This is a genomic window from Cysteiniphilum sp. QT6929, from assembly GCF_030035755.1.
Lineage (GTDB): Bacteria > Pseudomonadota > Gammaproteobacteria > Francisellales > Francisellaceae > Caedibacter > Caedibacter litoralis.
This window is the reverse complement of record NZ_CP103983.1, coordinates 1,137,816-1,164,606: the sequence shown is the minus strand read 5'-3', so window position 1 is coordinate 1,164,606 and position 26,791 is coordinate 1,137,816. Positions and strand designations below refer to the sequence as shown.

General features: G+C 39.3%; 29 protein-coding genes. 16 read left to right on the top strand and 13 right to left on the bottom strand.

From position 1 onward, the window contains the following. Nucleotides 1-3 precede the first annotated feature (3 nt). From NYP54_RS04895 to NYP54_RS04880, 4 genes are all read right to left on the bottom strand, one after another. Complete coding sequence (locus NYP54_RS04895; RefSeq protein ID WP_283157408.1) at nucleotides 4-1,716, bottom strand: NAD-dependent malic enzyme; 1,713 nt, start codon at nucleotides 1,714-1,716, stop codon at nucleotides 4-6. 115 nt (nucleotides 1,717-1,831) lie between these two features. Then, complete coding sequence (locus NYP54_RS04890; protein WP_283157407.1) at nucleotides 1,832-2,281, bottom strand: DUF494 family protein; 450 nt, start codon at nucleotides 2,279-2,281, stop codon at nucleotides 1,832-1,834. A 42-nt stretch (nucleotides 2,282-2,323) separates the two neighbouring features. Next, nucleotides 2,324-3,406: a DNA-processing protein DprA gene (gene dprA, locus NYP54_RS04885; protein WP_283157406.1), complete on the bottom strand. Its 1,083-nt coding sequence runs from the start codon at nucleotides 3,404-3,406 to the stop codon at nucleotides 2,324-2,326. Beyond that, entirely contained in the window at nucleotides 3,387-4,181 is a 795-nt protein-coding gene (locus tag NYP54_RS04880; protein ID WP_283157405.1) for a hypothetical protein, read from the bottom strand. The genes dprA and NYP54_RS04880 overlap by 20 nt, the downstream gene beginning before the upstream one ends. Before the next feature lie 102 nt (nucleotides 4,182-4,283). Here NYP54_RS04880 and fkpB point away from each other — a divergent pair, with 102 nt between their 5' ends. From fkpB to pssA, 3 genes are read left to right on the top strand one after another with little or no spacing between them, the layout of a single operon-like run. Further along, nucleotides 4,284-4,727, top strand: a complete 444-nt coding sequence (fkpB, locus tag NYP54_RS04875) for an FKBP-type peptidyl-prolyl cis-trans isomerase (protein WP_151193101.1) — start codon at nucleotides 4,284-4,286, stop codon at nucleotides 4,725-4,727. Then, the gene (gene ispH / locus NYP54_RS04870) at nucleotides 4,727-5,701 is read left to right on the top strand and encodes a 4-hydroxy-3-methylbut-2-enyl diphosphate reductase (protein ID WP_283157404.1); all 975 of its coding nucleotides are present in this window, start codon (nucleotides 4,727-4,729) and stop codon (nucleotides 5,699-5,701) included. Before fkpB ends, ispH begins: the two co-directional genes overlap by 1 nt. Before the next feature lie 10 nt (nucleotides 5,702-5,711). Then, nucleotides 5,712-6,476, top strand: coding sequence for a CDP-diacylglycerol--serine O-phosphatidyltransferase (gene pssA, locus NYP54_RS04865; protein WP_283157403.1), 765 nt, complete (start codon nucleotides 5,712-5,714; stop codon nucleotides 6,474-6,476). A 5-nt stretch (nucleotides 6,477-6,481) separates the two neighbouring features. Here pssA and NYP54_RS04860 read toward each other — a convergent pair whose 3' ends face one another. The 6 genes from NYP54_RS04860 to NYP54_RS04835 form a co-directional block, all read right to left on the bottom strand. Further along, a complete protein-coding gene (locus NYP54_RS04860; RefSeq protein ID WP_283157402.1) occupies nucleotides 6,482-7,225 on the bottom strand; it encodes a tRNA threonylcarbamoyladenosine dehydratase in 744 nt (247 codons plus the stop codon). 56 nt (nucleotides 7,226-7,281) lie between these two features. Continuing rightward, on the bottom strand, nucleotides 7,282-8,505 hold the full coding sequence (ftsY, locus tag NYP54_RS04855; RefSeq protein WP_283157401.1) for a signal recognition particle-docking protein FtsY: 1,224 nt from the start codon (nucleotides 8,503-8,505) through the stop codon (nucleotides 7,282-7,284). A gap of 103 nt (nucleotides 8,506-8,608) precedes the next feature. Continuing rightward, on the bottom strand, nucleotides 8,609-9,574 hold the full coding sequence (locus tag NYP54_RS04850; protein WP_283157400.1) for a beta-ketoacyl-ACP synthase III: 966 nt from the start codon (nucleotides 9,572-9,574) through the stop codon (nucleotides 8,609-8,611). A gap of 10 nt (nucleotides 9,575-9,584) precedes the next feature. After that, entirely contained in the window at nucleotides 9,585-10,619 is a 1,035-nt protein-coding gene (gene plsX, locus NYP54_RS04845) for a phosphate acyltransferase PlsX (protein ID WP_283157518.1), read from the bottom strand. A gap of 48 nt (nucleotides 10,620-10,667) precedes the next feature. Beyond that, entirely contained in the window at nucleotides 10,668-10,853 is a 186-nt protein-coding gene (gene rpmF, locus NYP54_RS04840) for a 50S ribosomal protein L32 (RefSeq protein WP_117002212.1), read from the bottom strand. 30 nt (nucleotides 10,854-10,883) lie between these two features. Next, nucleotides 10,884-11,417: a YceD family protein gene (locus NYP54_RS04835; RefSeq protein ID WP_283157399.1), complete on the bottom strand. Its 534-nt coding sequence runs from the start codon at nucleotides 11,415-11,417 to the stop codon at nucleotides 10,884-10,886. Between the two features lie 71 nt (nucleotides 11,418-11,488). Here NYP54_RS04835 and NYP54_RS04830 point away from each other — a divergent pair, with 71 nt between their 5' ends. Both NYP54_RS04830 and NYP54_RS04825 read left to right on the top strand, forming a co-directional pair. After that, nucleotides 11,489-11,956, top strand: a complete 468-nt coding sequence (locus NYP54_RS04830; RefSeq protein WP_283157398.1) for a peroxiredoxin — start codon at nucleotides 11,489-11,491, stop codon at nucleotides 11,954-11,956. 30 nt (nucleotides 11,957-11,986) lie between these two features. Beyond that, nucleotides 11,987-12,469, top strand: a complete 483-nt coding sequence (locus NYP54_RS04825) for a WbuC family cupin fold metalloprotein (protein WP_283157397.1) — start codon at nucleotides 11,987-11,989, stop codon at nucleotides 12,467-12,469. Here the strand turns inward: NYP54_RS04825 and purD are convergent. After that, nucleotides 12,466-13,755 carry a phosphoribosylamine--glycine ligase gene (purD, locus tag NYP54_RS04820; protein ID WP_283157396.1) on the bottom strand — a complete coding sequence of 430 codons (1,290 nt, stop codon included), beginning with the start codon at nucleotides 13,753-13,755 and terminating at the stop codon, nucleotides 12,466-12,468. The two genes, NYP54_RS04825 and purD, sit on opposite strands and share 4 nt — an antisense overlap. Before the next feature lie 183 nt (nucleotides 13,756-13,938). Here purD and murG point away from each other — a divergent pair, with 183 nt between their 5' ends. Continuing rightward, entirely contained in the window at nucleotides 13,939-15,042 is a 1,104-nt protein-coding gene (gene murG, locus NYP54_RS04815) for an undecaprenyldiphospho-muramoylpentapeptide beta-N-acetylglucosaminyltransferase (RefSeq protein WP_283157395.1), read from the top strand. Nucleotides 15,043-15,200: 158 nt separating this feature from the next. Here murG and NYP54_RS04810 read toward each other — a convergent pair whose 3' ends face one another. Then, nucleotides 15,201-15,701 (bottom strand): GNAT family N-acetyltransferase, encoded by a 501-nt coding sequence (locus NYP54_RS04810; RefSeq protein WP_283157394.1) that lies wholly within the window; start codon nucleotides 15,699-15,701, stop codon nucleotides 15,201-15,203. A 25-nt stretch (nucleotides 15,702-15,726) separates the two neighbouring features. After that, entirely contained in the window at nucleotides 15,727-16,002 is a 276-nt protein-coding gene (gene trpR / locus NYP54_RS04805; protein WP_151193089.1) for a trp operon repressor, read from the bottom strand. A gap of 269 nt (nucleotides 16,003-16,271) precedes the next feature. Here trpR and NYP54_RS04800 point away from each other — a divergent pair, with 269 nt between their 5' ends. The 10 genes from NYP54_RS04800 to mazG all read left to right on the top strand — a co-directional run bounded on the left by NYP54_RS04800 (nucleotide 16,272) and on the right by mazG (nucleotide 26,791). Beyond that, nucleotides 16,272-18,572 carry an AarF/UbiB family protein gene (locus NYP54_RS04800; protein ID WP_283157393.1) on the top strand — a complete coding sequence of 767 codons (2,301 nt, stop codon included), beginning with the start codon at nucleotides 16,272-16,274 and terminating at the stop codon, nucleotides 18,570-18,572. Between the two features lie 336 nt (nucleotides 18,573-18,908). Beyond that, complete coding sequence (locus tag NYP54_RS04795) at nucleotides 18,909-19,577, top strand: methyltransferase domain-containing protein (protein ID WP_151193088.1); 669 nt, start codon at nucleotides 18,909-18,911, stop codon at nucleotides 19,575-19,577. A 29-nt stretch (nucleotides 19,578-19,606) separates the two neighbouring features. Next, complete coding sequence (locus NYP54_RS04790; protein WP_283157392.1) at nucleotides 19,607-21,028, top strand: TolC family outer membrane protein; 1,422 nt, start codon at nucleotides 19,607-19,609, stop codon at nucleotides 21,026-21,028. Between the two features lie 23 nt (nucleotides 21,029-21,051). After that, nucleotides 21,052-21,585, top strand: coding sequence for a TIGR00645 family protein (locus tag NYP54_RS04785; RefSeq protein WP_117002203.1), 534 nt, complete (start codon nucleotides 21,052-21,054; stop codon nucleotides 21,583-21,585). A gap of 56 nt (nucleotides 21,586-21,641) precedes the next feature. Beyond that, entirely contained in the window at nucleotides 21,642-22,067 is a 426-nt protein-coding gene (locus tag NYP54_RS04780; protein ID WP_283157391.1) for a SufE family protein, read from the top strand. Further along, nucleotides 22,048-22,788: a uroporphyrinogen-III synthase gene (locus NYP54_RS04775; RefSeq protein WP_283157390.1), complete on the top strand. Its 741-nt coding sequence runs from the start codon at nucleotides 22,048-22,050 to the stop codon at nucleotides 22,786-22,788. Before NYP54_RS04780 ends, NYP54_RS04775 begins: the two co-directional genes overlap by 20 nt. 14 nt (nucleotides 22,789-22,802) lie before the next feature. Beyond that, nucleotides 22,803-24,062, top strand: a complete 1,260-nt coding sequence (locus NYP54_RS04770) for a hypothetical protein (protein WP_283157389.1) — start codon at nucleotides 22,803-22,805, stop codon at nucleotides 24,060-24,062. Continuing rightward, nucleotides 24,059-25,231 carry a hypothetical protein gene (locus NYP54_RS04765; RefSeq protein ID WP_283157388.1) on the top strand — a complete coding sequence of 391 codons (1,173 nt, stop codon included), beginning with the start codon at nucleotides 24,059-24,061 and terminating at the stop codon, nucleotides 25,229-25,231. The genes NYP54_RS04770 and NYP54_RS04765 overlap by 4 nt, the downstream gene beginning before the upstream one ends. Continuing rightward, a complete protein-coding gene (gene gloB, locus NYP54_RS04760) occupies nucleotides 25,228-26,004 on the top strand; it encodes a hydroxyacylglutathione hydrolase (RefSeq protein WP_283157387.1) in 777 nt (258 codons plus the stop codon). Before NYP54_RS04765 ends, gloB begins: the two co-directional genes overlap by 4 nt. Beyond that, nucleotides 25,994-26,791 (top strand): nucleoside triphosphate pyrophosphohydrolase, encoded by a 798-nt coding sequence (gene mazG, locus NYP54_RS04755; RefSeq protein WP_283157386.1) that lies wholly within the window; start codon nucleotides 25,994-25,996, stop codon nucleotides 26,789-26,791. Before gloB ends, mazG begins: the two co-directional genes overlap by 11 nt.

Here is a 26,791-nt window from a genome sequence, read left to right as displayed (position 1 = left end):
TTTTTACTGTTTCTTTAGTGGATAGTAATCAGGTATCCATTGTGCGTTGTTAACGAGTTTCTCGACATCAGCTTCTTTGGCTTTGATACTTGATAAGCCTTCTTTAATCGCTTGTTTAGCAACAGCGATAGCGACCGCTTTGCTGACAATGGTGGCATCATGAATTGGTGGTAATACTGGATTGTTAACGGATTGATGCAGTGGTGAGAAGCTCGCTAGTGTTTCGCTGGCAACGCGAATCATGCCATCAGACATCTTAGTGGCTTTAACGGCAATAGCTCCTAGTCCAAGCCCTGGGAAGATAAAGGCATTGTTGCCTTGAGATATCTGGTAGGTTTTTCCTTGATAAACAACAGGCTCAAATGGACTGCCTGCGGCAATAATGGCTTTGGCATTGGTCCAGTTGATGAGATCTTCAGGTGTTGCTTCACAGTGTGAATTTGGATTTGATAATGGCATGATAATCGGGCGCTCAATATTTTGCGCCATGGTAGTGACAATCGGTTTGTTAAAAGCACCTTTAACCGTTGAACAACCGATTAAGATTGTGGCTTTAGCATTTTGCACGACTTCAAGCAGAGAAATATTTTCCTGATTATTGATATTCCAATTCTTAAGTTGCTTTCTTGATTTAGCATAGGGCTTTTGAAAGTCTGGTAAATCAGGCATATCATCAACGACAAGACCAAATCGATCAATAATATAAAAGCGATCCAAAGCTTGCTTTTTTGTCATGCCACTGGCAATAAAGGCATCAAGAATCTGATCCATAATGCCGCAGCCTGCGGTGCCGGCACCAAACATTACAACTTTATGATCCGTAAATTTAGTTTGGGTGGCTCTGATGGCTGAAATCACATTAGCTGTAGCGACAATCCCTGTGCCTTGCATATCATCATTGAATGTACAAAGCTGGTCGCGATAGGTCTCTAAAATTGCACGCGCATGATCTCGACCAAAATCCTCCCAGTGTAAATAGACATTGGGGAAGTGCTTTTTTACACTCGTAACAAATTTTTCGATAAATTGATCATATTTTTTGCCGATGATACGTGGATGGCGCGCACCAAGATACATCGGGTCATCCAGCAGTTTTTGGTTATTAGTACCAACATCAAGTTGTACTGGTAACACATTCGCAGGATTGATGCCCGCACAAATAATATAAACCATTAATTTGCCAATGCTAATATCCATGCCGCCAATGCCCCAGTCGCCAATACCAAGGACAGCCTCGCCGTCGGTAACAATAATAAAATCAATCTGTTGCTTTTTGGCGATATTGCCGAGGATCTTATCCATTTGTTTTTGCTCATCATAGGCAAGATAAATGCCAGCAGGGCGCCTAAATTCGCTAGAGTATTGCTCAACGGCATCACCAACCGTTGGTGTATAAACAATTGGTAATACCTCATCGATATGTTGTGAGCAAAATTTATAAAAGAGTGTTGTATTGCTATCATGCAGGGTGTTTAGAAAAATATTTTTCTGGATATTGTCATTTTTCTCTTGAAATTGACGGTAGACGCGCATCAGTTGTGAAGATAGGCTTTCAACTTGAATTGGCAGTTTACCGTGTAAATCAAATGTATCACGCTCTTCTTTGCTAAAGGCGGTGCCTTTGTTTAACAGTGGATTGTCCATCAGCTCATGGGCAGAAAGGGAAGTTTGAATTTCTTGTGTTTGCCCGTCTTTATTGGTAATAACTTTAAACATATAAGCTCCTTGCTGTTTGGTGTAACAGTTATGAGTATAGATTTATAAATGCTAAGCGCAACGTTAGACAGCTAAAATAAAGCAATAAAAAATGTTAAGGAAAACAAGGTAATGATTAGTGAATACGAAAAGATCTTGTTAATACTTCTTCGATAGGGATAAACCCACCAAAAAGCTCATCTTCTTGGTTGGCAATGGTCATTTCAAACACCCATAAGAATTGTTCTTCAGTAATGGTGTGCGTGCCAAGGGACATGATTTGTTCAATAATAAACTCAAGCTCATGCGACTGAATATCACCTGCTAAGTAGGCTTCAAGCAAGAATCGTAGGCTTTCTGTTGGAATGATTGCCTTTTCTTGTGGTGTAAAGACACGCACGGTTTCAGGGTGATAGTCCGCTCTTGGCTCGTCATTGAATTTGCTAAAGCGCTCAAGCCAAGCAATCGCCTGTTCAATCGCCTGTGGTGCAAGACCTGCTTTTTGCAATTCATGCAATATCTCTTGTGAGTTTGTCAATTTGACCATATCACCATCGAAATAGGGCAAATCGCTAAACAGCGACATGAGAACTTGTAGTATAGGGGCTTTGTTGTTCATGTTACCTTATTAGATTCGTTTATATCCGCCAGGAACTGCGCTAACAAGCGCTTCCATCTCAAGCTCAAACAGTATGCCAGTTATTTTTGCGTATGTTAAGTTGGTCGTGTCGATAATTTTGTCAATCGTAGTACAACTTGAGCCAATACTGTCAAAAACAAGCTGTTGCTCGTTGGTGAGTAATAGCGATTGTTGAAAGGGTGTTTGCGAAGTATTGAGCGTTTGTGTGAGATTTAGCTCATCAATGATATCTTCTGCTGAACAAACAAGTTTTGCACCCATTTGAATGAGCTTATGGCAGCCATGACTTTGGCTGTGAAATATATTGCCTGGAATAGCGAAAACATCGCGGTTTTGCTCAAGAGCATGCATTGCCGTGATCAATGAGCCACTTTTGTGCGCCGCTTCTATGACAACGACACCAAGGCTTAAGCCGCTAATTAATCGGTTTCTTTTAGGAAAGTGAAAGCGCTTAGGTGCTTGTCCTAATAAAAACTCAGAAATCACCAAGCCGTGGTTTTGAATTTGAGCGTAAAGGTGACGGTTTTGTGCCGGATAACAGGTATTGACGCCAGTACCAAGTACGGCAATGGTCTTGCCATTTTGATTTAGTGTTTCTTGATGTGCCAGCGTATCAATGCCAAGCGCCATGCCACTATTGATAGTAAGCTTGGCTTGTAATAGATTAGGGATAAGTGCTTTGATACATTCACTGCCGTAAAGACTGGCTTGGCGTGTGCCAACAATAGCAAGTTGTAGTGTGTTTAAAAGGGCAATATCGCCAATGGCATAGAGGCTTAATGGTGGATCGCTGATTTGTTTTAATTGTGGCGGGAATGCTGTATCAATGAAATGAATTAAATGATGCTTATCAGAAGATTGAAGCCAGATTTCAAGTTTCTTAAGATAGGGAGTGAATTTCTGCTCTTGAATAAAAGTAATCGTTTCATGATTTAAACTTAATGCATGTTGATAGTTATGTGGTTTGGCAAGAAAGTCATCAATGCTAACTTGAAAGCTCACAAGTTTTTGGTAGTGTTTAAAAGAGAATCCCGGAATAGTGTGTAAAACACTAAAGCTCATGTTTTGCATGGTGTTTAGGTAGTTGAGTTAACACTGTGCTGCCAATCATGACTTCTTGTTGGGCGTTAGTTACGAGCGCTATAGCATGATGGCTAGCAAGTCGATAGACAAATCCTTGCCCTAAAAACTGCCCAGGGATGGCATAACCATCAACTTTTTTAGCAGGTGATTCAAAATAAACGCGCATACCCATTTTAAGTCCGGCACTTTGTCCTGTATTGATTAAAACAGACTGATAGGTTCCGGCAAAATCAGCTTCACCCTCTAGTTGTGTGACCTCACCGCTGATATTGCTATCAGCGGCAATTTCATCATTAGGTAGTTTTGTTTGCACTAAATCAGAAGGCAATACATGATCACCGATATTAATCTCTTGGGTGATATTCATAATGCGCATGACCAGTGTGCCTTGGTAATTGCTAATAAACTCAGCTTTACCAAGGCGTTTGAAAATATAATCATACTTGTCCTTGGAGTAAGGAATGCTATTGACATGTGAAAAAATGTAGTAAAAGGGTGTTTCATTGGTTTTAGAAACATAAACAGTATCACCGGAGCTTACAAGTGCTTGTCCTTTTGATGAGGCAATGATTTTGGCTGCATCCCTCAAAGGATTGTCAGATAAATAAAAATTACTAAAAAAGGTATGATATCTTTCATATAAAGATTGAGCATTTACGGGTTTGCTTAACAGTGAGATTAATGAGAAAAAAACGATAGACAGTAGCAGTTTGTGTGAAATACTGCTAAGTGATGCTTGTCGTGCAAAGGAATATTTGTGCATTTTTTATAAATCTCGTAGAATGTGCGCGTTAGTAATCTGCTAAAACTCTAGCCTAGATGTTGGGGAAAAGCAAAAAAAGCACAACTAAAACGAAGGAATTCCATGAAAATACAAAGAGATAGCTTTGTAAAGATGCATTTTAAAATCCGTTTAAAAGATGGATCCATTGCTGAAGATACGAAAAACTATGATCACCCATATGTTTTTCAAATGGGCAAGGGCACGTTTTCAGAAAAAGTAGAAAATGAGTTACTTGGTTTAGAAATTGGTGCTAATCGTAAGATGATGTTGATGCCTGAAGATGCTTTTGGTCAAAAACATCCGGCGATGATTTATGAAGTGCCAAGAAAAAGATTCCCAGAAGATATGGAATTAGAGCAAGGTCTAATCGTTGCCTTCTCACAGAAAGATGGGACAGAATTACCTGGTGTGATCGTTGAGATTCATGAGCATGATGTGACGGTTGATTTCAATCATCCATTATCAGGGCAAGTGATTTTGTTTGATGTTGATATCTTAGAGGTTTCAGATAAGGAATTTGCCTAATGAAAATTATTTTAGCCAACCCACGGGGATTTTGCGCGGGTGTTTCACGCGCTGTTGATGTTGTTGAACGTGTGCTTGCATTGGAACCTCATCCTGTCTATGTGCGCCATGAAGTGGTGCATAATCGTGCGGTGGTTGAAAGCCTTAAAGAAAAAGGAGCAATTTTCGTTAAAGAATTAAATGAAGTGCCGGATCATGCCGTATGTGTTTTTAGTGCGCATGGTGTCTCGCAAGCGGTAGAGGAAGAAGCAAAGCGTAAAGCACTTAAAATTTATGATGCGACCTGCCCATTGGTGACAAAGGTGCATAAAGAGGTGCAAAAGGCCAGTAATATTGGTGTTGAATGTGTGCTTATAGGGCACAAAGGACACCCTGAGGTTGAGGGGACACTTGGACAATATAAAAATGACTACAGTCAGATCTATTTGGTTGAAAATGTTGATGATGTGGCAGACTTAGATGTTCAAGATCCAACAAGGCTTATTTTTGCAACCCAAACAACCTTATCGGTTGATGAAACAAAAGATATTATTGCTGCATTAAAGGCTAAATATCCTGAAGTTAGTTCACCAAAAAAAGAAGATATTTGCTATGCCACCCAGAATCGCCAGAATGCAGTAAGAGAATTGGCTAAAGAGGTTGATATTCTCTTGGTAGTAGGCTCTAAAAATAGCTCAAATTCAAATCGCTTGCGTGAGCTGGCTGAGAAAGAGGGTGTTGATGCCTATTTGATTGACAATAAAGATGACATTAATCTTGAATGGTTTGTCAATAAGCACAATGCGGGTGTTACTGCAGGGGCGTCGGCACCTGAATATTTGGTGCAGCAAGTGGTAAGTTTCTTGCAAGCGCACTTTGCCGATGCCTATGTTGTTGATTTTGAAGGTGTTAAGGAAGAGGTAACTTTTCCTTTACCAAAGTTATTAAAACAAACTAAGCTTGGCGGTGTGAAAGCCAATAAAAGTAACGTGTAAGGATAGTGCGATGAAAGATGACCAATCGTTAGATAAACAAGTGACGCAGCGCAGCAAGAGTATCTATATTCTGCCAAATTTATTCACTTCAGCGAGTTTGTTTGCAGGGTTTTATTCGATTATTGCTGCATTTAACAGTCATTTTGTGCTGGCGTCAGTGTGTATTTATATTGCCGCGATCATGGACTCATTAGATGGACGTGTTGCGCGTTTAACCAATACACAAAGCGCATTTGGTGCGGAATATGATTCACTGGCTGATATTGTGTCATTTGGTGTGGCGCCTGCTTTGATTATCTATTTCTGGGCAGTAAACCATTTAGGACAATTTGGTTGGGCATTGGCATTTATTTATTTGGCGTGTGTTGGTTTACGCTTGGCGCGTTTTAACACACAGCTTGATGATAATACTCCGGAGAGCAAACGCTATTTTACAGGATTGCCTTGTCCGGCATCTGCTGCAACGATTGCGGGATTTGTGTGGTTTTGCAATACCCTGGGACACACATCCGCTGAAGGATGGGTGACGTTTTTCGCAACGATTATCACGCTTTATTTATCAGCGATGATGGTAAGCAATATTAAGTTTAGAAGCTTTAAAGATTATGACTTAAAGGGCAAGGTGGTCTTTACACAAACAGTATTTGTCGTCTTTATCATTGCAATTATCTTTATCGATCCATCGGTTACTTTGTTTGTGATATTTATGATTTACGCGTTATCAGGCAGTATTACGCGAGTTTTTAAAGGTAAACAAACAGCGCAGGTTAAATAGGGGTATTATTGCTTGGCGTGTAGATTGTCACCGACAAGATGCTTTATCACCATGCCCGCAATTGTTAGCCCAAATAATGCCGGCATATAGCTAATCGTACCATTAACAGCACGGTCGCGACTTTCACCTCCAACAGGCTCAGGTGGAAGCGGTGGTAATGAACTCTCGGTTGAGTATACGGCAAGAATGCCTTTTTTAACTTTCAGACGACGCAAGCGAATGCGCACGAATTTGGCAAGTTTACAAATGCTTGTTTGATAGATGTCAGCGACTTTAATCTGGGTTGGGTCAAGTTTGCCACCAGCGCCCATGCTTGAGATAACATTGTAGCCATGCTCATGGGCATAAGCGACAAAGGCAACCTTGCACACAAGGCTATCAATCGCATCAATGACAAAGTCGTAGTGTTTATCAAATATAGGTGTCATATCATCTTTGCGAATAAAATCATCGATAATATTAACCTTGCAATTGGGGTTAATATCTAAAATGCGCTCGCGCATGATTTGGGCTTTTTTCATTCCCACATTTGAGTTTAATGCGACTAATTGGCGGTTTAGATTAGATTTTGAGACAACATCATGATCAATTAAGGTGATTTCACCAATGCCGGCACGCGCCAAGGCTTCAGCGGCAAAGGAACCGACACCACCAACACCTGCAAGTAATACATGTGATGTTTTTAGTCGTTCAATACCAGTATCATTGACAAGAATGGCTGTGCGTTCAAAAAGTCCCGTGTGTTTCATTGGAAATTAAGTAGTTATTTTTTGCGGTAGTATGCCAGATAAACATTATAGATGCATTAATCTTGGCTAAATAGTGCGTCAATAAAGTCATCGGCATGAAATGGGCGAAGGTCATCGATCTTCTCACCAATACCAATAAAGCGAATGGGTAATTGGAGCTTTTTAGCAATTGCGAAAATAACACCACCTTTGGCTGTGCCGTCCATTTTAGTAAGCGTAATGCCGGTAACTGATAGGATTTTATTAAATACCTCTGCTTGCATAATGGCATTTTGCCCAGTACCTGAATCCAGTACCAGCATGACTTCATGCGGAGCCTTATCATCAAGCTTTTTCATCACACGTGCGACTTTCTTAAGCTCTTCCATTAAATTATCTTTGTTATGCAGGCGTCCTGCGGTATCAGCAATGACAATATCAATGTTTCTTGATTTGGCTGCTTGAACTGCATCATAGATAACGGAAGCGCTATCAGCCCCCGTGTGTTGAGCAATAACAGGGATATGATTTCTTTCACCCCACACTTGAAGTTGCTCAACCGCAGCTGCGCGAAAGGTGTCACCTGCTGCTAAAATCACCGACTTACCTTCGGTTTGGAATTTCTTAGCAAGTTTACCAATTGTTGTGGTTTTGCCTGCACCATTAATACCAATCATTAGAATAACATATGGCTTATGTGCGCTATCAATGACTAATGGCTTCTCAGAAGGCGTGATAATCTCTTTGAGCTTCTCTTTAATAAGATCGGTAAGTGCTTCAATGGTTTGTAGCTCATTGCGACTGACTTTGTTACGAACCGTCTCCATGATTTCTTGTGTTGCTTCAACACCAATATCTGCGGTAAGTAACTGCATTTCAATATCATCGATTAGATCATCATCAATGACTTTTTTACCCAAGAGTAAATCACCAATGCCACCACCGAGTTTTGAGCGTGTTTTTTTCAAACCTTCTTTTAAACGCGCAAATAATCCACGTTTATCATTGTTAGGTGTTTCAACTGCAATGTTTTTTTCTTTATGGTCTTTTATTGATGTCTCTGTGCTAGCGGGTGCTAATGACTCAGGTGTTTGAATATCAGTGTTTGTTTTAGATTCAGCTTCTGCTTCAACTTCAACGGGTGTTGAAAAAGTTGAGGTTTCTACTTCATTTACAGTTTTTTGCTGAGGCTTTGCTTCTGTTGCAACATCTTGTTGTATTTGCTCTTCTTGAATAGTATGCGCATCAGGGCGTTTTATTTTTTGTTCATTGCTACGTTTAAAGCGGTTAAATAAACCCATGTCGATCAAAGTATAAATTTAAACTAGATGCATTCTGCATGATGCCTTAGGTCTTTTCAAGTATGCTTTATTGTTATTTGCGATCAATACCAAAGAAATCAGGTTAAAACTTGGCGATAAATCCACCCCAAACAAGACCAGCACCAAAGGCTTCGGTAAGGATGGTTTGCCCTGACTTTATTTGGTTGTTGCGTACAGCATGATCAAGTGCCAAAGGAATGGAAGCCGCTGAGGTATTGCCATGGTTTTCAAGGGTAAGGATCACCTGTGACATCGGCATATTAAGCTTCTTGGCAGTGGCTTCAAGAATGCGGTAGTTGGCTTGATGGGGTACTAGCCAGTCAATATCTGAATCTTGCATGTTGGCTTTAGTTAATAAATCAGATACTAGATCACTAAGCTTAGAAACAGCCTTTTTAAAGACTTTATTGCCTTCCATGTGTAACATCGCATGATAATGAGCTTGGGTAAATGGTGCTTTACTTAAAAGTCCTGGGATATTTAGCATATCTTTGCCTTCACCATCACAATAAAGCGTTGAGGCAATAATACCCGCTTCATTACTTTGGCTTAGGATAATCGCACCAGCACCATCACCAAACAGAACACAGGTTGAGCGATCTTGCCAATCCAATGTGCGTGACATGCGCTCAGAAGCAATGATTAAGGCATGTTTAGCGCTGCCATTTTCAATATATTGCTTGGCAATATCAACAGCATAAACAAAGCCACTGCATGCGGCACTAATATCAAAGGCAGGGCAATAAGGTGCACCTATTTGTGTTTGGACAATACTTGCAGTCGATGGCATGATGTAATCTGCTGTCCCTGTGGCAACAATGATAAGGTCAATATCTTGAGCTTGGAGTTTTGCCATACTCATGGCGTTTTTGGCAGCTTCAATTGCCATATGTGCTGTAGTTTCTGATTCATTGGCAATATGGCGCTGTTTGATACCAACGCGTTGCGTGATCCATTCATCAGAGGTATCAACCATTTTGGCAATATCGGTGTTATGTAATACTTTGGCGGGTAAGTAACTGCCTGTTCCCGTGATCTTTGCAAACATTATTCTGGCCTTAAGATTGCATAATGCGCTCAATTTGCGCCTGTGTTTTTTGCGGGATATTGTATTTGATTTCTTTGATTGCTTCGTAAATGGCAGTTTCAAAAGCTTCAGCTGAAGCGCCACCATGGCTTTTAATTACAATACCTCTTAAACCAAGCAAGGAGGCCCCATTATATTGGTTGGTATCAAGTTTTCGTTTAAGTCCTGTCAGTACTGGCGCGCTGATCAACATCGCAATCTTAGAGAAAATGCTGTTGTTAAAGCTATCTTTTAACATATCAGCAATAAGTTTAGCCGTGCCTTCCATTGTTTTAAGGGCGATATTTCCGGCAAAGCCATCACAAACGATCACGTCAGCTTTGGCTGAAAAAATATCATTGCCTTCGACATAACCGATGTAGTTGATATGGTCACAGTTTTGTAGCATCTTGGCAGCTTGCTTGATGCTGTCTAGACCTTTCATTTCTTCTTCGCCGATATTAAGTAAGGCAACTCGTGGGCGTTCAGTGCCCTTAAGATTTGCTGCTAATACAGAGCCCATAATGCCAAACTGGAAAAGCTGCTCCGATGAACAGTTGACATTAGCGCCCAGATCAAGCATGTAGACAGGATTCATTTTCTTGGTTTTGCGATCTAGCGAGGGAATTGCATAAACGATTGCTGGGCGATCAATTTCATTAAGTGTTTTTAGCACAAATTTTGAAGTTGCCATTAAAGCACCTGTGTTGCCTGCGCTCACGCAAGCATCAACATCGCCGCTTTTAACAAGATTAATGGCAACGCGCATTGATGAGTCTTTTTTATTGCGAAGTGCTAATGCAGGAGATTCGTCCATCTCGACAATTTCATGGGCGTTAACAACTGATAGACGTGTCGTATCATATGGCGTTTTATGTGCGGTTAAAAATTGCTCGATATCTTTGGCAATGCCAACGAGACAAATATGTAAATCAGGAAATTTTTTCAGCGCAGATAAGCAGGCTGGAACGGTGGTTTTTAATCCATGGTCACCACCCATGGCATCAATAGATATTTTATAAGATATTGAACTGGTCACAGTAATACAGAATAATTGCCTTATCGTGCAGCTATTCTATTCATCATCAGAAGCAACAGCAACTACTTTCTTACCTTTGTAGTAACCGTTTGCAGACACGTGATGACGTAAGTGCATTTCGCCAGTTGTTTTGTCAGTTGAAAGTGCTGAAGCAGTTAACGCATCATGTGAACGACGCATATCTCTTCTTGAACGACTCTTTTTATTTTGCTGTACAGCCATTATTAATTCTCCTATTTCACTACTTTAATATTAATCTTTCTTTGTAAATTTTAGCTCTTTTAAAGCAGAAAACGGGTTCGGTTTGTCCTGCTTTTCGGTGTCGCTAGTTTCAAAAACGCCATAGTATGACGTATTTTGTTCAGCTTGACAATCATTAAGTGATTTTTTTGGGATCATTGGAATTGAGAGCAGGATTTCCTCTTCTAATAGTTCAACGAGATTGATTTGGTTATCTTTATAAATATATGGATCATAAGTGGCTGGGAAGTTTTTAAAAAAACGATCATCTGTCACAAAGCCAAGTTTAACCGGATCATCAAAGCAAAACTCAAAAGGTTCAAGCGATCTTTGGCAAATAAGTGTTACCTTGCCAGCAAGCTGTCCATCAAGTAATGGTTTATTGTTTTCAAAGTGAAATTTAAGGTTAAGTTGAAAATCATAAGTGCCATCAACAACGCATTCGTGTAGTGAGGATAAGTGTGAAAAACTAAAGGTTTGATTAAGCACCATGCCTTCTTTAGCAGCTTTGATGGGATCTAAAATAAAAGGTTTTTGTTGTAACATGCTTTATCTCAAGATTATCTTTGTTAAAGTACACAGGTGTTTATGATAATGAAAGTTTAGGAGTATGCAAGATGACTTTGCAGCCAGGTGAAAAAATAAGCTTGCCGCAGGTGGCAATGACCTCAAACAAAATATTTACACTTGATGATTACCGTGGCAATTATTTGGTGATTTACTTTTATCCAAAGGATAGTACGCCAGGATGCACCACGGAAAGTATTGGATTTACCGATCATTATAATGATTTTGCTAAAGTTAATGCCATAATCTTCGGCGTGTCAAAAGACACCTTAAATTCACATGAGAAGTTCAAGGCAAAATATCATATGCCGTTTGAGTTGATTGCTGATACTGAAAAAGCGCTTTGTGAGGCATTTGCTGTGCTGAAAGAAAAAAGCATGTTTGGTAAAAAATACATGGGCATTGAGCGCAGCACGTTTGTGATTGATATGGAAGGCAAACTTATCAAAGAATGGCGTAAAGTCAAAGTGCCAGGGCATGTTGAAGAAGTGTTAGCATTTATCAGAAATTTAAAGTAAGACACTTTTGAAATAGGATTTGTATTTAGTATGAAAAAAATCGATCATGCATTAATGACTGATATGGCACAAAATGCCAAGGAGTCACCACGTTTACGTGCACACCACAATTTCCACGCTGAGTTATCAGATTCAGTCAATCGATTAGCAATTCACCTTAAAAAGGGCACTTATATTCGCCCACATAAGCATTCAGAGTCGCATAAATGGGAGTTGATTATAGCGCTTAAAGGTCAAATGGGCGTACTTATTTATGATGATATGGGTGTTATTGTTGACAAGTTTGTGCTTGGTGCCGATGGGGATACTTTGGGGTTTGAGATGAAACCCAATACATGGCATGCATTGTATGCGATCACTGAAGATGCTTTATTTTTTGAAGTAAAGCCAGGACCTTTTACGCCAACTGCCGAAGATGATTTTGCCAAGTGGGCGCCCAAAGAGGGCGACAAAGAAGTGGTTGATTTTATGCGATGGCAGGAGCTTGCCAAAGTCGGTGAGTCTTATTGTTAATGTGTTGAGGTTTTGGAAAATGCCTTTTTACCAATGTCTGTGCGGTGATATTCATTCTGCCAAGTAATGCTGTTTACTAATTTATAGGCATTAGCATAGGCTTCTTCAATATCATTGCCTAAAGCAGTAGCGCAAAGTACACGCCCGCCATTGGTGACAATACTTACCCCATCGCGCTTGGTGCCAGCGTGAAAGATTTTGCTATTGGTGTTATGAGTTTGATCAAGTCCAATAATAATATCCCCAGTATTATAGTGATCAGGATAACCACCGGCTGCCATGACCACGCCTAGGGCTGTGCCTGGGTTCCAGTGAGCTTCATATTCATCAAGTTCTTCATTTAATGCGGCAAATGCAAGTTCAACTAAATCAGACTCTAAGCGCATCATAATAGGTTGTGTTTCAGGGTCACCAAAGCGGCAATTAAACTCTAATGTTTTAATCTCGCCATTTGGCATAATCATAAGTCCAGCATACAAGAAGCCCTTATAAGCTTCCCCTTCATTTTTCATGCCATCAAGAACAGGTTGAATAATCTGTTGCATAACTTGTTGATGAACTTCATTGGTAACAATTGGCGCTGGCGAGTAAGCGCCCATGCCACCAGTATTTGGACCTTTATCACCATTATCACGTGCTTTGTGATCTTGGGAGCTTGCCATTGCTAGCGCATGTGTACCATCACACAGCACAATAAAGCTTGCTTCCTCGCCATTAAGGAACTCTTCGATAACAATCTCGCAACCGGCATCACCAAAGCGATTTCCTTCAAGCATGTCTTCGATCGTGCTTTGTGCTTCATCCATGGTTTGGGCGATCACAACGCCCTTGCCTGCAGCTAAGCCACTGGCTTTGATAACAACGGGTAAGCTCATTTCTTTGAGATATGTTTTGGCTTTGTCAACTTCGGTGAAGTTTTGATAGCGCGCTGTTGGAATATTGTACCTAGTCATAAAGTCCTTGCTAAAGGCTTTAGAGGATTCCAGTTGAGCGCATTGCTTTTTCGGTCCCAAGCAGTTTAAACCGTGCGCTTCAAATTCATCGACAACCCCAAGACTAAGAGGTAATTCGGGTCCCACGATAGTTAACTCAATTTCGTTATCTTTGGCAAAGTTTATTAAGTGCGGAATATCAGTCACCGCAATGTCAATATTGCTCACTTTATCCTCGCGCTCAGTGCCGGCATTGCCAGGCGCGACATAGATATGTGTAGCATGCTCAGATTGAGCAAGTTTCCACGCCAGTGCGTGTTCACGACCACCATTACCAATAACTAATATTTTCATGCAGGATTCCTTCGGCATTTCACTTACAGACTTTAAGTGCTTGTTAGTATACCTGCCATAAACCATATTACAATGATTCTTGTCTTACCTTTTGATTGTAAAATAGCGCATAATCGTTTGCTGCAGGTAAGATGTGCGGTACAATTTAGCAAAATTTGTGAGATGACATAGATAAGGGATGGCGTGAAGCATAATCATAATTCAAAACATAGCGTGCTTATCATGGCAGGAGGAACTGGTGGGCATATATTCCCAGCGTTAGCGGTAGCAGATGAGCTTAAACGTCAGAATTTCGAGGTATCTTGGCTTGGTACTGAGTATGGTCTCGAGACTAAACTAGTTGGTGAGCGTTATCCGCTGTTTTATCTATCTGTTCGTGGCGTGCGTAAAAAAGGCATGCTCAAAAAACTGAATTTACCCTTTAGCTTAAGTTATGCAGTCTTACAAGCGATGCGCGTTATTCGTAAGCAAAAAGTCAAAGTTGTTGTTGGTTTTGGTGGTTATGCGGCAGGACCTGGTGGTCTAGCAGCGCGCCTTATGCGTGTGCCTTTAATCATTCATGAGCAAAACGCGCGTCCAGGGATGACTAATAAAACATTGGCTAAATTTGCGCGTAAAGTGTTGTGCGCTTTTCCAACAAGTGCCTTTAAAACAAAGTCAAGTATTGAGGTGATTGGTAATCCGATTCGTGATGAGATCAAGGTGTTGCATGAGCAAAAGCATGATTTTTATAAGCATGTGTTAAATGTTTTGGTGTTAGGGGGTAGTCAAGGGGCTAAGATATTAAATGACGCGATGCCAGAATTTGTGCGCGACTTGCCAAAGGATGCTTGCGTTAATCTATGGCACCAAACAGGTGAGAAGACTTATGAAGAGACCAAAGAAGCCTATAATTCGTTATCTCCTGATTATAAATGTGAGCTTACAATTGAACCTTTTATTAGTGATATGGCAGCAGCTTATCAATGGGCGGATATCGTTGTTTGCCGAGCGGGCGCTCTAACCGTCTCGGAGGTTGCTTGCGCCGGTGTGCCTGCTTTTTTTGTACCTTTTGCGCAAGCGGTAGATGATCATCAATATCACAATGCGCAATTTCTAGTTCAGGCAGAGGCGGCGATTTGTATTCGTGAGCAGAATTTTAATGCGCAAAAGTTAATGGCTTTTGTGCGTGCGATGGATATGAACCGTGCCGAGCTTGAGAAAATGTCAAATCATGCAAAGGGTGTTGCAAAGTTAGATGCTGTTGAAGAAGTTGTAGCAGAGATTAAAAAATATCTTGCTGGTTGAATGAAAGTGAGTGTCTAAACAATGGTTTCTTGGTAATGTTGGATATTCGGGTCAAGCCCGAATATGACAATTCTCGGACTTGATACGAGGATCTCAAAAAATACCTGATAATATTTGCATAGGTAGTTAAATAGACGTATTTAAATCAAGAAATTAATTTATGCGACAAGATGACTCAATTGAACTTGAGTTGTTAGCGATTCTTGCCGCATTAGATGCTTTTTTGCGTTGGATAAAACCTTTTTCATAATGATTGTGTCACTTAAGTTGTGATTAAACATATAATCACGCATTTGTAGTGACAGTTTGGTCTTGATTGTTTGCTCAAAACCACTGCACTCAAGATAATTTGCACCAAATTGTGTAAATGCATATAACATATCACAATTAAGCCTATCAGCAAGCTGTTCAATGTGGGCTAGTAATTTCGCTGCAATTTTTTGATTGCGGTGTGCTTTGTGTGTTGTTAATGCTTTAACAATCATGGCATTGTGGTAGATTTCAATGTGAGCAACGCCGGTCAGTTCGTTGCTCTTGGTAAAAAAGCCAAAAAAGAGCTGTCTTGGGCTAAAAAACCATTCAGCATTAAAAAAGTTTACATCAGCAAAAAGTTGTTGAACTTGTGATAGATGTGCTTTTGTTAGTGCTTGAATTGTCATAAAGCGCTCCTTAAGTGTTAGCTTTTTAGCTTTGTGGTTGTATGAACTTTTGTTTTATTTCGTCAGGTAACACTTTCAATGCGTTAGAACAACGCGTTACAGTGCTAATGCTGACCCCGAGATTCTTAGCAATTTCACGTTGCGGCTTTTCACCTAATATCATAAGCTCCGCTAAAGCATAGCGATTAGATATCTGATGTTTTTCCTCAAGTGTGAACAAAAAATCCAATAATTTTGTCATTTCAGTTTCATCATTTGTCTGTTGTAACAGTTTAACTAAGCTTTTCCAGTTAGATTCCATGATCATGCGACCAAATTTTTGTATTAGTCTAACGATACACCTCCAATTTGCTACTGTCTAGCTAATATTTATGAATAACTAACAATTTTGCCACTTGGTTATAGATTAAATGTATTTATGACTATATTATACAATCAATAATAGATTATTAATTAAGTTAAACCTTTGTAAGATTTATTCCTTGAATCTGAACAATATTAACTTGATTGATATGTGATCTTTATATTTTTCGTGCAATAGAAGGTTGGTTAGTAACAAGGTGGTATAAGATGTCATTGGAAACTTTAAAAGGAAGTATGCAAGCAGTGATTCGTGGGTATTGTTCAAAATGGTTCTTAAAACATAAAGAAAGAGCTTTGAACTTGGAGAGAGGGATTCAAGAGTCTATGAGTTTAAATGAAATTGCAATGATAGTGTCAAATGAAAAGAGGTTGCTTGAAGGAAAAGGATGTGTAAACCAACTATCGAGCCATGCTTATTGGCAATCGCCTTATGCAAAAAGCATAAAAAATATAGATTCTCATGGTAGAGGAAGGTACTTTCAGCTTATAAATGAGCTTAAACATATGATAAGCCAGGAGGTAGATGTGAGCCAAGCTCAAATAGAGGAAGGCTTAACGTTTATGACTGTTGAAAAGATGCAAAGTCAAGATGGGTTTGTTGGAAGGCAGTTTTCAGTGAGAGAAAGTTCTTTTAGGCTAAGTATTGGAACAGAGGCATATCCTGAGATTCAAGAAATAAAAAGCAGGGCACGTGAGGTCTGGAGTCAAGAAGGAGAGTATACGACAAAAGAAAGGATTGAGCAGTATGAAGCAAAAAAAATCGGAAAATTGCTGTATAAAACGGCATATCCTTATGGAGATATAAATCAGCAGCAATACTTAGCAGCAGAGACAATTCGTGTTAGAAAAATGATAGAAAGTGAAACTTATGAAACTATTTATCGTAATAAAAGGCAATGGCTGGAAAGCGTGGGCGTTCCTGTAAGAGTGGTAGAGGGAATTAACTTACTATTACACTATAGAGATAGGCTCCAGTTATCAGATGAACATATACGTGAATTTATAACTCGGAGAGATTCCGACTCACTATTAGCTCTTAATGAACACCTACAAGGACTAAAACAATCGTTAAATCCCTTGAAGCCATTATTATCGGGAAGTTTAGGTAAACTAGGTTTTTTCTTTTATAAAGTGATATCTGAATATTTTTTAAAACTCAAAGAGCATGAAAAATTATGGATTGTTTCAAATATTCTTAGAGAACCTGATTTATATCGAGAAAATGCAGATTTTAAAAGTATTTTTCCCATATGCCTTATTCGCACGGCGGGACCGTATTACCATAAAATATGTCAGCTAATTGCTTTTTCAGGGAAAAGTCTGCCAAATAATGAAGGTCTTAAAGCATTTGAGTCTGCCTTGAATGGTTTGAATCCACTTTCAGATAGATACCTTAAAGAAGTAAAAGACAGGATTGAGCGCTATAATCCAAGGCTGAAAGGTATTAAGTTTATTAGGACATTAGGTAAGGCATCGGTTGGTGTTGCTTTTTTGGCAAAATTTAATCATCAGAATCTAGTCATTAAAATCATACGTCCTGATTTGCTCGGAAGGTGTATTAGAGATAGGACGATTTTTACAGAAATTGCATCAAAGTGTAATGTGTTACCATCTTTTACACCAATTATGGATTCTATTGATGATGAGCTATCGTTTGAGGCTGAAGTCCAAAACATGAAAATGGGTGCGGTGTATAGGAAATATGCTTCAAGAACAAATGGTCTAAGTATTCAAATATGTAATGTGGTTGAAACAGCAGAGCAAGCTGCGCCTTATTTAATTCAAAGTGTGGCGCCAGGGGAACCAGTTAGTGCTTGTATCGAGAAAAAGAGTGTAGAATCTCATTTGTTGGCGAGGTTATATGATTTGGCTTTTGCTTGGTTTTGGGAGGCTATTCCTGGTGATGGAGCTTGTCATTGCGATCTGCATGCAGGGAACATGCTATATGATGGGAATGCTAAAGCATTAACGGTAATAGATTTTGGCAATTTTACTCATTTTAATAAGCCACAAAAGCATGGGATTCTCAGGATGATGGTTTCAACAGTAACGGGTGATTGGCAAGAGTTTTTGAGGAACCTAAAAACACTTTTGGGGGATGGCGTGCAAAGCATGAGTTGGCCGCAACCCCTTTTGAACAGGGCTTACAAAGCCTGTGATGCAAGTAAGAAAGGACATATTACCCAAGTAGATGCCATCATGAGCATTATCAATACAGGAATTTCCTTGGATGTTAATATTCCTGAGCCTATTATTAAGTTTGCGCGGACAGCGGCAATGCTTCAAAGTACTATGGCGACGGTAATAGCGCTTATAAAGGAAAAAACTGGTAAGGATTATAGTGACTTCTCCTTTGAAATGGCTATTAGTGATGGTATAAATAAAATGCTTGAGCAGTCAAAGCTGAAATTAATTAATCTTGCTGGGTTTGGTAATTGCTACCGACTGGCTAAGCCAAAAAATTATGCCCCCCCTAGAAACTATGTGGATCCAGATGAGATGGACTAAATATTCCGCTGTTTGAGGAGCAAGAAATATAAAATTATAATGCCCATTCCTGCAATATAATAGTTAGGAAAGTCCTTAATCAAGACCAAACTATGAATGGATAACATAATATTGTTTGGAGTAATGGAAATGGAGGCTCTTTGGTCTATATCTGATAGGGTTATATAATAAGCGCTAACAGTATTTGAATATCTTAACTAATGCATTTAGAATAACCAGCACTAAATTATGATATAGTGCGCTTCACTTAAAAGTGGAAGTGACTAAGTTGCCACTGACCAAATTGGTTTAGACTTATAAATATAAAGAAAGCAAAAAAGAAAAAAGGTTTTGTGCATGAATATAGAGCTTGCAAAAGAGAATATGATCAAACAGCAGATACGCACATTAGGTGTGCCCTATGGTGATTTGCTTAGTGTGATTATTGACACCCCACGTGAGGTTTTTGTCCCTAGCAATTACAAAGAGGTGGCATATTCAGAGGTTGAGATTCCTCTTAATCATCATCAATATGAGTTGACACCACAAACAGTGACTAAAATGCTGCAATTGCTGCAACCTAAAAAGCATGAAAGAGTACTTGAGATTGGCTGTGGCAGTGGTTACTTAACTGCACTTTTAGCAAAGCTTACTAAGCTCGTTGATGTCGTCGATCAGCATGAAGATATGTTAAATCACGTCAAAAATGCATTAAAAACGATTGGTGTTTACAATGCTAAATATCATGTGAATAAAGAAAATAAAATTGATGCTTTAAATCAATTACTCCAACAACATAATGTGTTTGATTTAGTGATTGTTAAAGAGATGCAAAAATCAGAGCCTACCGATTATCTAAAATATCTCGCTGCCAATGGTAGAATGTTGTACTTTCTAGAAAAAGATAGCTATGCTAAGGCTGTTTTGGTACAAAAGAATACAGATGGATCTTACCAGCAAATGTCAACTTTTGATGTTTATAAGCCAGTAGGGCAAAGGTTACAAGATAAGACATTTCAATTTTAGGTAATAATGGTAAAAGGTTAGGTAAATAGATGAAAAAAATCACCTTAATAATGAGTGGACTGCTTGTCTTGGGATATGCATCAGCAGAGCCTTCAACTGCAGCGGTACCAGCACAAGTAGCAACTACAGCAAAATCAAGTGCAGCGGATGCTCCGCAAGCACAAGCACAAAACCTGTCAGGCATTTATCAGTTAGCGCAAAAGCAAAATGCGCAGTATCTTGCAGCTGAGGCAACATTTAACTCTACTCAAGAGGCAGTGCCTGCCGCATTAGGTAAGCTCTTGCCAAACATCACACTAGGCTATAATGCACAAGGCAATTACAGCTCGACTGCGAACGCATCAGAAGGGCAGAAATCAAAATACTTTACACAATCACCAAGCTTAACGGCAACGCAAGCACTATTTAACTGGGGTGCTTGGGGTGGTTATAATTACGCAAGCTATCAAGCAAAAGCTGATGCAATTACCTTTGTCATGGCGCAAGCAAGTTTAATTACCAATGTTGCTAGCGCTTATTTTTCGGTATTGCAAGCACAAGATAATCTAGCGTATGCAGAAGCGAACCAATCATGGAACAAAGAGCTTTTAAGTCAAACACAAGAGAAATATAAGGTTGGATTATCAGCCATTACCGATGTTCAGGCAATTAAAGCGCAATATGAACAAGCTGTGGCCTCAACGATTCAGTCAAAAAATGCACTGGCAACATCTTATGCTGCATTAAGTCAAATTATTGGTCAACCAGTGACTGCCGTTGAGAATTTAAGTGATAAGTTTCCATTTGATAAGCCAGATCCAGACAACATGGATAAATGGATGGATATTGCCTTGAAGCAAAACTATAACATCGTCCAAAATCAGTTTCTTTTAGAAGCAGCTAAAGCAGGTGTTAGTGGCTTATGGGGTAATTTCTTGCCAGCGGCGACACTAACAGCCAAAGCATCAAGAGGATTAAATTATCAAAACACTAATTACACATCAGGGAGTAACAGCGCATCCGTTGGTGTAGGTGTGTCTTGGAATGTATTAAACGGTGGTAGTGATTACGCGTTATTAAAACAGCAGCAATATACTAAAGAAGCGTCAAAATACACTTTATTAGAAGCTGAGCGTGCGACTGAAAGTCAGTTAAAGACAGCTTATTTGACGGTGTTATCTGATATTGCGCAGGTGGAAGCTTATAAACAGGCAGTCATTGCTGCGGAAGCCTCTGTGAAAGCAATGAAAGCTGGCTATGAAGTGGGAACACATACGATTGTTGATTTATTGCAACAACAGCAACAGCTTTTCCAAGCGCAGCAACAGTACGCGCAAGCTAAGTATGATTATATCAACGATCTATTAACGCTTAAGAATACAGCGGGTGTAATTGGCTATAAAGATATTGATGCGATTAATAAATGGCTCACTGCTGATAAAGTTTCGACTAAAAGCAGCAGTAAAATTTAGTGTTAACAGAAGGCAGACTCTAAATGTCAAATAACAAAAAAGATGGCAGATTAAGTTACTTAGAAGTCTTTCTGGAGCGTATTGTTTTTGCTAGTCGTTGGATTCAAGCACCGATTTATCTTATTTTGATATTGGTGCTTTTAGCATTTGTTTATCAAATGGCGAATGAGGTGTTGCATCTTTTTACCAGTATCAATGTACTTAAGCCGCATGAGCTCATCGTACTAGGGTTAACCCTTTGTGATACTGTTTTGGTTGCAAACCTGATTGTTATTGTCATTATCAGTGGTTATGAGAATTTTGTCTCAAAAATTGATGTTGAGCATAAATCTGGTGAGCCTATTTGGATTAAGCGTTTATCCCATACGGGTGTGAAACTTAAAATTGCAGGCTCGATTGTAGCAATTTCATCGATTTCATTGTTAAAACAATTCCTAGATATCCCGCAATTATCAAATCGTGAGTTACTGTGGTATGTTGTACTGCATTTGACGTTTTTAGTTTCGGCACTTATTTTGGTATTTGTTGGCTTGCTAGAGAAAAAAATTAAAGAATAGGCATATGTGATGAAGCGCTTGATTGCAAGGCTTGTCACTAAAAAATTACTGGATAGATGATGACAATTAAAAAACGCCAACAGGCAATCGTTGATGATTTTGACTTCTTTGATGACTGGAGTGATAAATACGCCTATCTCATTGGTCTAGGCAAAAGTCTTGAGCCATTTCCGGAGGACAAAAAAGATGAAGCGCATATGGTTAAAGGCTGTCAATCACAAGTATGGTTTGATGCCATATTGGATGATGGCAAACTCAAGTTCTATGCGGTTAGTGACGCGGCAATCGTTTCAGGCTTAATTGGATTGTTGCTTAAAGTCTATAGTGGATCAACGCCAAAAGAAATTGTATCTTCAGATACTGATTTTATGAGTGAAATTGGCTTAGCAAAACATCTAAGTCCAACGCGCAACAATGGACTGCACGCAATGATTAATTATATCTACGGTACGGCACAGAAATATGTCGATGTTAGCGCCTGAGATTATTGTTTTTAGACCTGAACCTAAAGCTTCTTTGCTGGTTGATACACTTTGTTTTCACGAAATTTACGCGTTGGCAGTTGAGCCATTTACAATTGAATATATTCCTTTTGAAGTACCAACTGCTACATATACGGATATTATTTTTACCAGCACCTATGCAGTAGAATCATTTTTCAGTGCTGATCCTGATCATGCAGTAATGGCTCATGCGACTATCTGGGCAGTTGGTAGCGCCACAGCTTTAGCCTTACATAAGCATGGTGTTAAAGCGCATTATCCTGATAAAGCCGATTCAGAACATTTATTAGTAATCTTATCAGATACTGATCAGTCGATAAGTGATCGCCATTTTCTATTGATTAAAGGTGCTGATGGTCGTGAGTTATTAGCTAATGTCCTGCAACAGCAAGCGGCAAGTTTGTCGCTGATCAATTGCTATGAGCGCAAACCTTGTGATAAAAGGGATTTGCTAAGGAAGCTGCAGCAGATTGATTGGTATAATAGACATCCTAGAGTTTTACTTTATACAAGCTTTGATGCACTCAAAGCGTCAATGCCTATTTTTGATATTTTTAGTGATTGGCAGCAAAAATGTACGGTTACCGTGACAAATAGGCGAATGTTGGACTGGGCTAAACGCCAAGGTTTTGTTAAATTATATCTGTTAGAGAATTTAACCCATGATCAGCTTGTAGCACAGATCATTAAGCTACGATAAGAGGATGTGACAGTATGTCAGAAAAAAGAAGCCAAGAGGATAACGACGCTGATATAGCCAAAACGACAGTTGCGGCAAAAAAGAACGATGAGAATGTGATCGTCAATAATCCTAAAGAAGAGCTCAAAACTGCAAAAAAAGGCAGCAAGGAAAATAAAATAAGTTGCTGGCGAGGCTATATTGCTATTGTTGTTGTGGTATTTGTTTTTGCGGTTTTAGGTTTGGCAGCAAGCATGTTCGCACTGTATAAGCAGCAAAATTACAACCAGACTTTACAAAAACTTGAATCAGTGGTGATAACACCTGTTAAGACCGATGACACAGCAGCGAAGCTTCTACAAAGTAAGTTAGATGCTCAGACGGTAAAGCTTGATAATCAAGCCAAGATGATTGATGATCTTAAGGCAAAGCAAACAAGTCAGCAAAATGTGGTGTCTGAAGCACTAAAAGCCAATCAGCTTAATCAAGTGCAGCTATCACAAAATGTCGCGCAACTAAAACAAAGCTATTTGCTTCCTAGTTCAGAATTAAGTCAACAAATTCAGCAAATGCATAAGCAAGCCGTTGTTATTAATCTGCAATTTGCCAAACAGGCATGGCAGGTTTTAGGCAGTAAAGCGCAAAGTCTATTTTTCTTAAATCAAGCAAAAACACTATTGATGAATGTTGATGGTGCAGCGAAATGGATGCCGGCTTTAGATGCATTGATGACGCAAATTAATAATGAACCAAGTATTGATGAAAGCTTGATTAAAATTAACAATCTACAACAATTACTATCAAGCTTGCACATTCAATCACCATTGACTTTGGCTAAAAATAATTACTCAGGCAATAATGATTTGAATGAAATGAATCAACAGAATCAAAAAAATAATTGGCAGGATGCATTATCGCACTCATGGCAACAAATGAAGTCACTTATCCAAGTTGAGAAAATCAAGCCGCAAGACCAATTATTATTAAGCCAACATGCGCAAATGAAAGTTTTAGCTGGACTTTATCAGTTGATTTGGCAGTTAAAACTTGCGGTGATTAATAACAACTCGCAGATGCTTGCTGAAGTGAAAGCACAGTTTAAGCAAACACTTGAGCAGTATTTTAAAGCGGATGATTCAAGCAAGAAAATGATGACTGCTTTAGCAGCAATCAATGCGGTTAATATCGATGCGATTAATAGCGATATTGATGCATTAACTAATGCAATATTAAAAGAGGATGACCTTTCAAACAAAGATATTCTTGCAACTCAAACCAAAGGTAATCAGCCATGAAAAAAATCATCTGGTTGGTATTGATTTGTGCGCTAGCCGTATTAATTAGCTTATGGGTAATTGATAACCCTGGTGTTGTTGCATTTTTTGTCAAAGATACCTTAATCAAATTACCATTATGGCTTTTTGTGGTATTGATCGTCGCACTCTTTTGTGTGCTTGGACTGTTATATCACCTATTAAGGCTTGTATTGTTGAGTCCCAAACAGTGGTGGCAAGGTCTGCGTGTGCGTAGGCGTGATAGATTGACGTATAAGTTGGTTGAAATGCAAAGGGCATATTTATTGAGAGACCATCATCTATTGGAAAAAAAATACACCTTAGCGAAGCTTAATATGCCTATAGTTGGCGATGGCTTAGTGATGTTGTATTGGCAAGGTTTGTTAGCGCAAGGTAAATATCAGGAGCTGCAAAGTATTTTGCAAACCTCAAGTAAAGCCAACAAAAAGGCATTTGTTTGGCGCTATTATCAGGCGATGGTTTTTTATAAAGTCGAGGCATTTGATGAAGCGATGCCTTTGCTATTGACATTAATCAAAGACTCACCAAATAGCAGTGAAATTATTGAGGCGTTAATCAATAGCCAGTTGGCTGAAAAAAGAATTATTGACGCGAAAAACACACTATTAAAGCATCAGCGCGTTTTATCGTCATCAACGATTGATAATGCATTTCAGCAGTTATTTAGTCATGCTATTTCCTTACGTGATTTAAATGAAATCTGGCAGAGCGTGCCACGGACGCATAATCTGACACTTGATGCAGAATATGCGTATTTTAATCGTTTATATAGCTTGGTGCCGCAGACTGAATTTAAAGAGCGTATGCAAAAGCGCTTACTTGTGTCATTTGATAAACCATTGATTAGCTTATATTTAGAGTTGGCAAAGGATAATGCTGCCTATGAATTTGTACGATCATGCTGGCTTAAACAGATAAAGCAAGATGATCAAAGCTTGAATATCTTGATCATCAGTTTTGCTTTGATTTATCAAGATGATGAGTTTGTCGCTGCAAACTTGTCCAAGGTGCATGAAAGTGCTTTAACGGCACCTGAACAGTTGAAATATCTATTAGCAAAAGAGCGATTAGCCTATAAGCAATCGATGCCAAATCAGGCGCAAAAGTACCGTGCGCTGCGCGAGCAACTATTACTGGAGCATTTATGATATATGTTAAACGTTGGTATTTGAACAATCCACTTAGAAATTATAATTATCTTGTTGTTAATGACACTAATCATAAGGCTTTGATTGTTGATCCGACGATGGCGGAGCATTATGAACAGTTTTTAAATGAACAAAATATCGAGGCAGAAGCGATTTTGCTTACGCATGATCATGGTGATCATATTGCAGCAGTGGCTGCACTAAAAGCAAAGTACAATATCCCAGTGTATGCGCATTTTGAGCATTATCGTGGACATCAAGTTGATCATTATGTCAAAGATGGTGAGCAATTGAGTTTCAGCACAGCAAGTTGTCAGGTGATTACATGTCCTGGACATATCGCCTCGCATGTTAGTTTTTATTTTCCACAACAAGAGCTTCTTTTTTGCGGTGATACGATATTTACAGCAGGTGTTGGCAATGTCAAAGATAGTACGGCAGATGTGGTGCGTTTATATCACAGCATTGAGAAATTGCGATCACTGCCTGAAACAACAAAGCTATATCCCGCGCATGATTATTTTGAAAATAATTTGTCTTTTGCGCAATCCATTCAACCGCAAGATGATTATTATCGTCAATGGTTTGACAAAGTGACAGACATAGCACCTGAGGATAAACCGATTACAACGCTTGCTGATGAGAATCAAATGAATATTTTCTTTAGAGCGAATGAAAGTGAACTCCAAGCAATATTGCGCCAAGCTAATGCCAATATCATCGATGCGCAAACAGCATTTTGTGAATTAAGAGCGCGTAAAGATGTCTTCTAAAACCTTGGAGAAATATCAACTGTCTGATCTCTTGGGTGTCATGTCAGCACTGCGTGATAAAGATAAGGGGTGCGCATGGAGTATAGAGCAAACCTGGCAAAGCTTAACAGAGCATACGATTGAAGAAGCCTATGAGTTAGTGGATGCAATAGAAAATCACGCAACAGATGCAGTAGATGCAGTGAAATATGAGCTAGCAGATCTGTTAAACCAAGTGGTTTTTTATGCGCAAATTGCTAAAGAGCAAGCATTATTTGATTTTAAAGATATAGTTGATGCCTTGACACAAAAGTTAATTGTGCGTCACCCAGATGTTTTTGCTAAAGGTAATATTAAAGATGTTGAAGCCTTAGAGCGACAATGGCTAGATATAAAAAGGCGTGAGCGCGGAAAATTAAACAGTGAGCTTGATGGTATTGCCTTGAATCTTCCAGCATTAACCATTGCCAAAAAAATGCAAACAAGAGCCTCAGGTGTTGGTTTTGATTGGCAGAACATAGAAGACGTTTTTACCAAGCTTGAAAGTGAAGTGAGTGAGCTTAAAGAGGTGCTATTGCATGATCAAGAGAAAGCACAAGAGGAGTTGGGTGATCTACTCTTTAGCTGTGTCAATCTTGCAAGACATTTAAAAGCAGATCCAGAAGCTTTAATGCGTCAAGCAAATCAGAAATTTGCCCGACGTTTTCGCGGTGTGGAAGCCGCATTAAAATCGCAAGATCGTAGTATGCTTGAAACAGATGCTGATGAGCTAAGCAGGTTGTGGGGGTTGCAGAAACAAGCTGAGTGA

Bases quoted from the DNA above. Each gene is read 5' to 3' on its own strand.
- NYP54_RS04895 (WP_283157408.1), bottom strand. From the start codon at position 1,716: ATGTTTAAAGTTATTACCAATAAAGACGGGCAAACACAAGAAATTCAA.
- NYP54_RS04890 (WP_283157407.1), bottom strand. From the start codon at position 2,281: ATGTCGCTGTTTAGCGATTTGCCCTATTTCGATGGTGATATGGTCAAA.
- dprA (WP_283157406.1), bottom strand. From the start codon at position 3,406: ATGCAAAACATGAGCTTTAGTGTTTTACACACTATTCCGGGATTCTCT.
- NYP54_RS04880 (WP_283157405.1), bottom strand. From the start codon at position 4,181: ATGCACAAATATTCCTTTGCACGACAAGCATCACTTAGCAGTATTTCA.
- fkpB (WP_151193101.1), top strand. From the start codon at position 4,284: ATGAAAATACAAAGAGATAGCTTTGTAAAGATGCATTTTAAAATCCGT.
- ispH (WP_283157404.1), top strand. From the start codon at position 4,727: ATGAAAATTATTTTAGCCAACCCACGGGGATTTTGCGCGGGTGTTTCA.
- pssA (WP_283157403.1), top strand. From the start codon at position 5,712: ATGAAAGATGACCAATCGTTAGATAAACAAGTGACGCAGCGCAGCAAG.
- NYP54_RS04860 (WP_283157402.1), bottom strand. From the start codon at position 7,225: ATGAAACACACGGGACTTTTTGAACGCACAGCCATTCTTGTCAATGAT.
- ftsY (WP_283157401.1), bottom strand. From the start codon at position 8,505: ATGGGTTTATTTAACCGCTTTAAACGTAGCAATGAACAAAAAATAAAA.
- NYP54_RS04850 (WP_283157400.1), bottom strand. From the start codon at position 9,574: ATGTTTGCAAAGATCACGGGAACAGGCAGTTACTTACCCGCCAAAGTA.
- rpmF (WP_117002212.1), bottom strand. From the start codon at position 10,853: ATGGCTGTACAGCAAAATAAAAAGAGTCGTTCAAGAAGAGATATGCGT.
- NYP54_RS04835 (WP_283157399.1), bottom strand. From the start codon at position 11,417: ATGTTACAACAAAAACCTTTTATTTTAGATCCCATCAAAGCTGCTAAA.
- NYP54_RS04830 (WP_283157398.1), top strand. From the start codon at position 11,489: ATGACTTTGCAGCCAGGTGAAAAAATAAGCTTGCCGCAGGTGGCAATG.
- NYP54_RS04825 (WP_283157397.1), top strand. From the start codon at position 11,987: ATGAAAAAAATCGATCATGCATTAATGACTGATATGGCACAAAATGCC.
- purD (WP_283157396.1), bottom strand. From the start codon at position 13,755: ATGAAAATATTAGTTATTGGTAATGGTGGTCGTGAACACGCACTGGCG.
- NYP54_RS04810 (WP_283157394.1), bottom strand. From the start codon at position 15,701: ATGACAATTCAAGCACTAACAAAAGCACATCTATCACAAGTTCAACAA.
- trpR (WP_151193089.1), bottom strand. From the start codon at position 16,002: ATGGAATCTAACTGGAAAAGCTTAGTTAAACTGTTACAACAGACAAAT.
- NYP54_RS04800 (WP_283157393.1), top strand. From the start codon at position 16,272: ATGTCATTGGAAACTTTAAAAGGAAGTATGCAAGCAGTGATTCGTGGG.
- NYP54_RS04795 (WP_151193088.1), top strand. From the start codon at position 18,909: ATGAATATAGAGCTTGCAAAAGAGAATATGATCAAACAGCAGATACGC.
- NYP54_RS04790 (WP_283157392.1), top strand. From the start codon at position 19,607: ATGAAAAAAATCACCTTAATAATGAGTGGACTGCTTGTCTTGGGATAT.
- NYP54_RS04785 (WP_117002203.1), top strand. From the start codon at position 21,052: ATGTCAAATAACAAAAAAGATGGCAGATTAAGTTACTTAGAAGTCTTT.
- NYP54_RS04780 (WP_283157391.1), top strand. From the start codon at position 21,642: ATGATGACAATTAAAAAACGCCAACAGGCAATCGTTGATGATTTTGAC.
- NYP54_RS04775 (WP_283157390.1), top strand. From the start codon at position 22,048: ATGTCGATGTTAGCGCCTGAGATTATTGTTTTTAGACCTGAACCTAAA.
- NYP54_RS04770 (WP_283157389.1), top strand. From the start codon at position 22,803: ATGTCAGAAAAAAGAAGCCAAGAGGATAACGACGCTGATATAGCCAAA.
- NYP54_RS04765 (WP_283157388.1), top strand. From the start codon at position 24,059: ATGAAAAAAATCATCTGGTTGGTATTGATTTGTGCGCTAGCCGTATTA.
- gloB (WP_283157387.1), top strand. From the start codon at position 25,228: ATGATATATGTTAAACGTTGGTATTTGAACAATCCACTTAGAAATTAT.
- mazG (WP_283157386.1), top strand. From the start codon at position 25,994: ATGTCTTCTAAAACCTTGGAGAAATATCAACTGTCTGATCTCTTGGGT.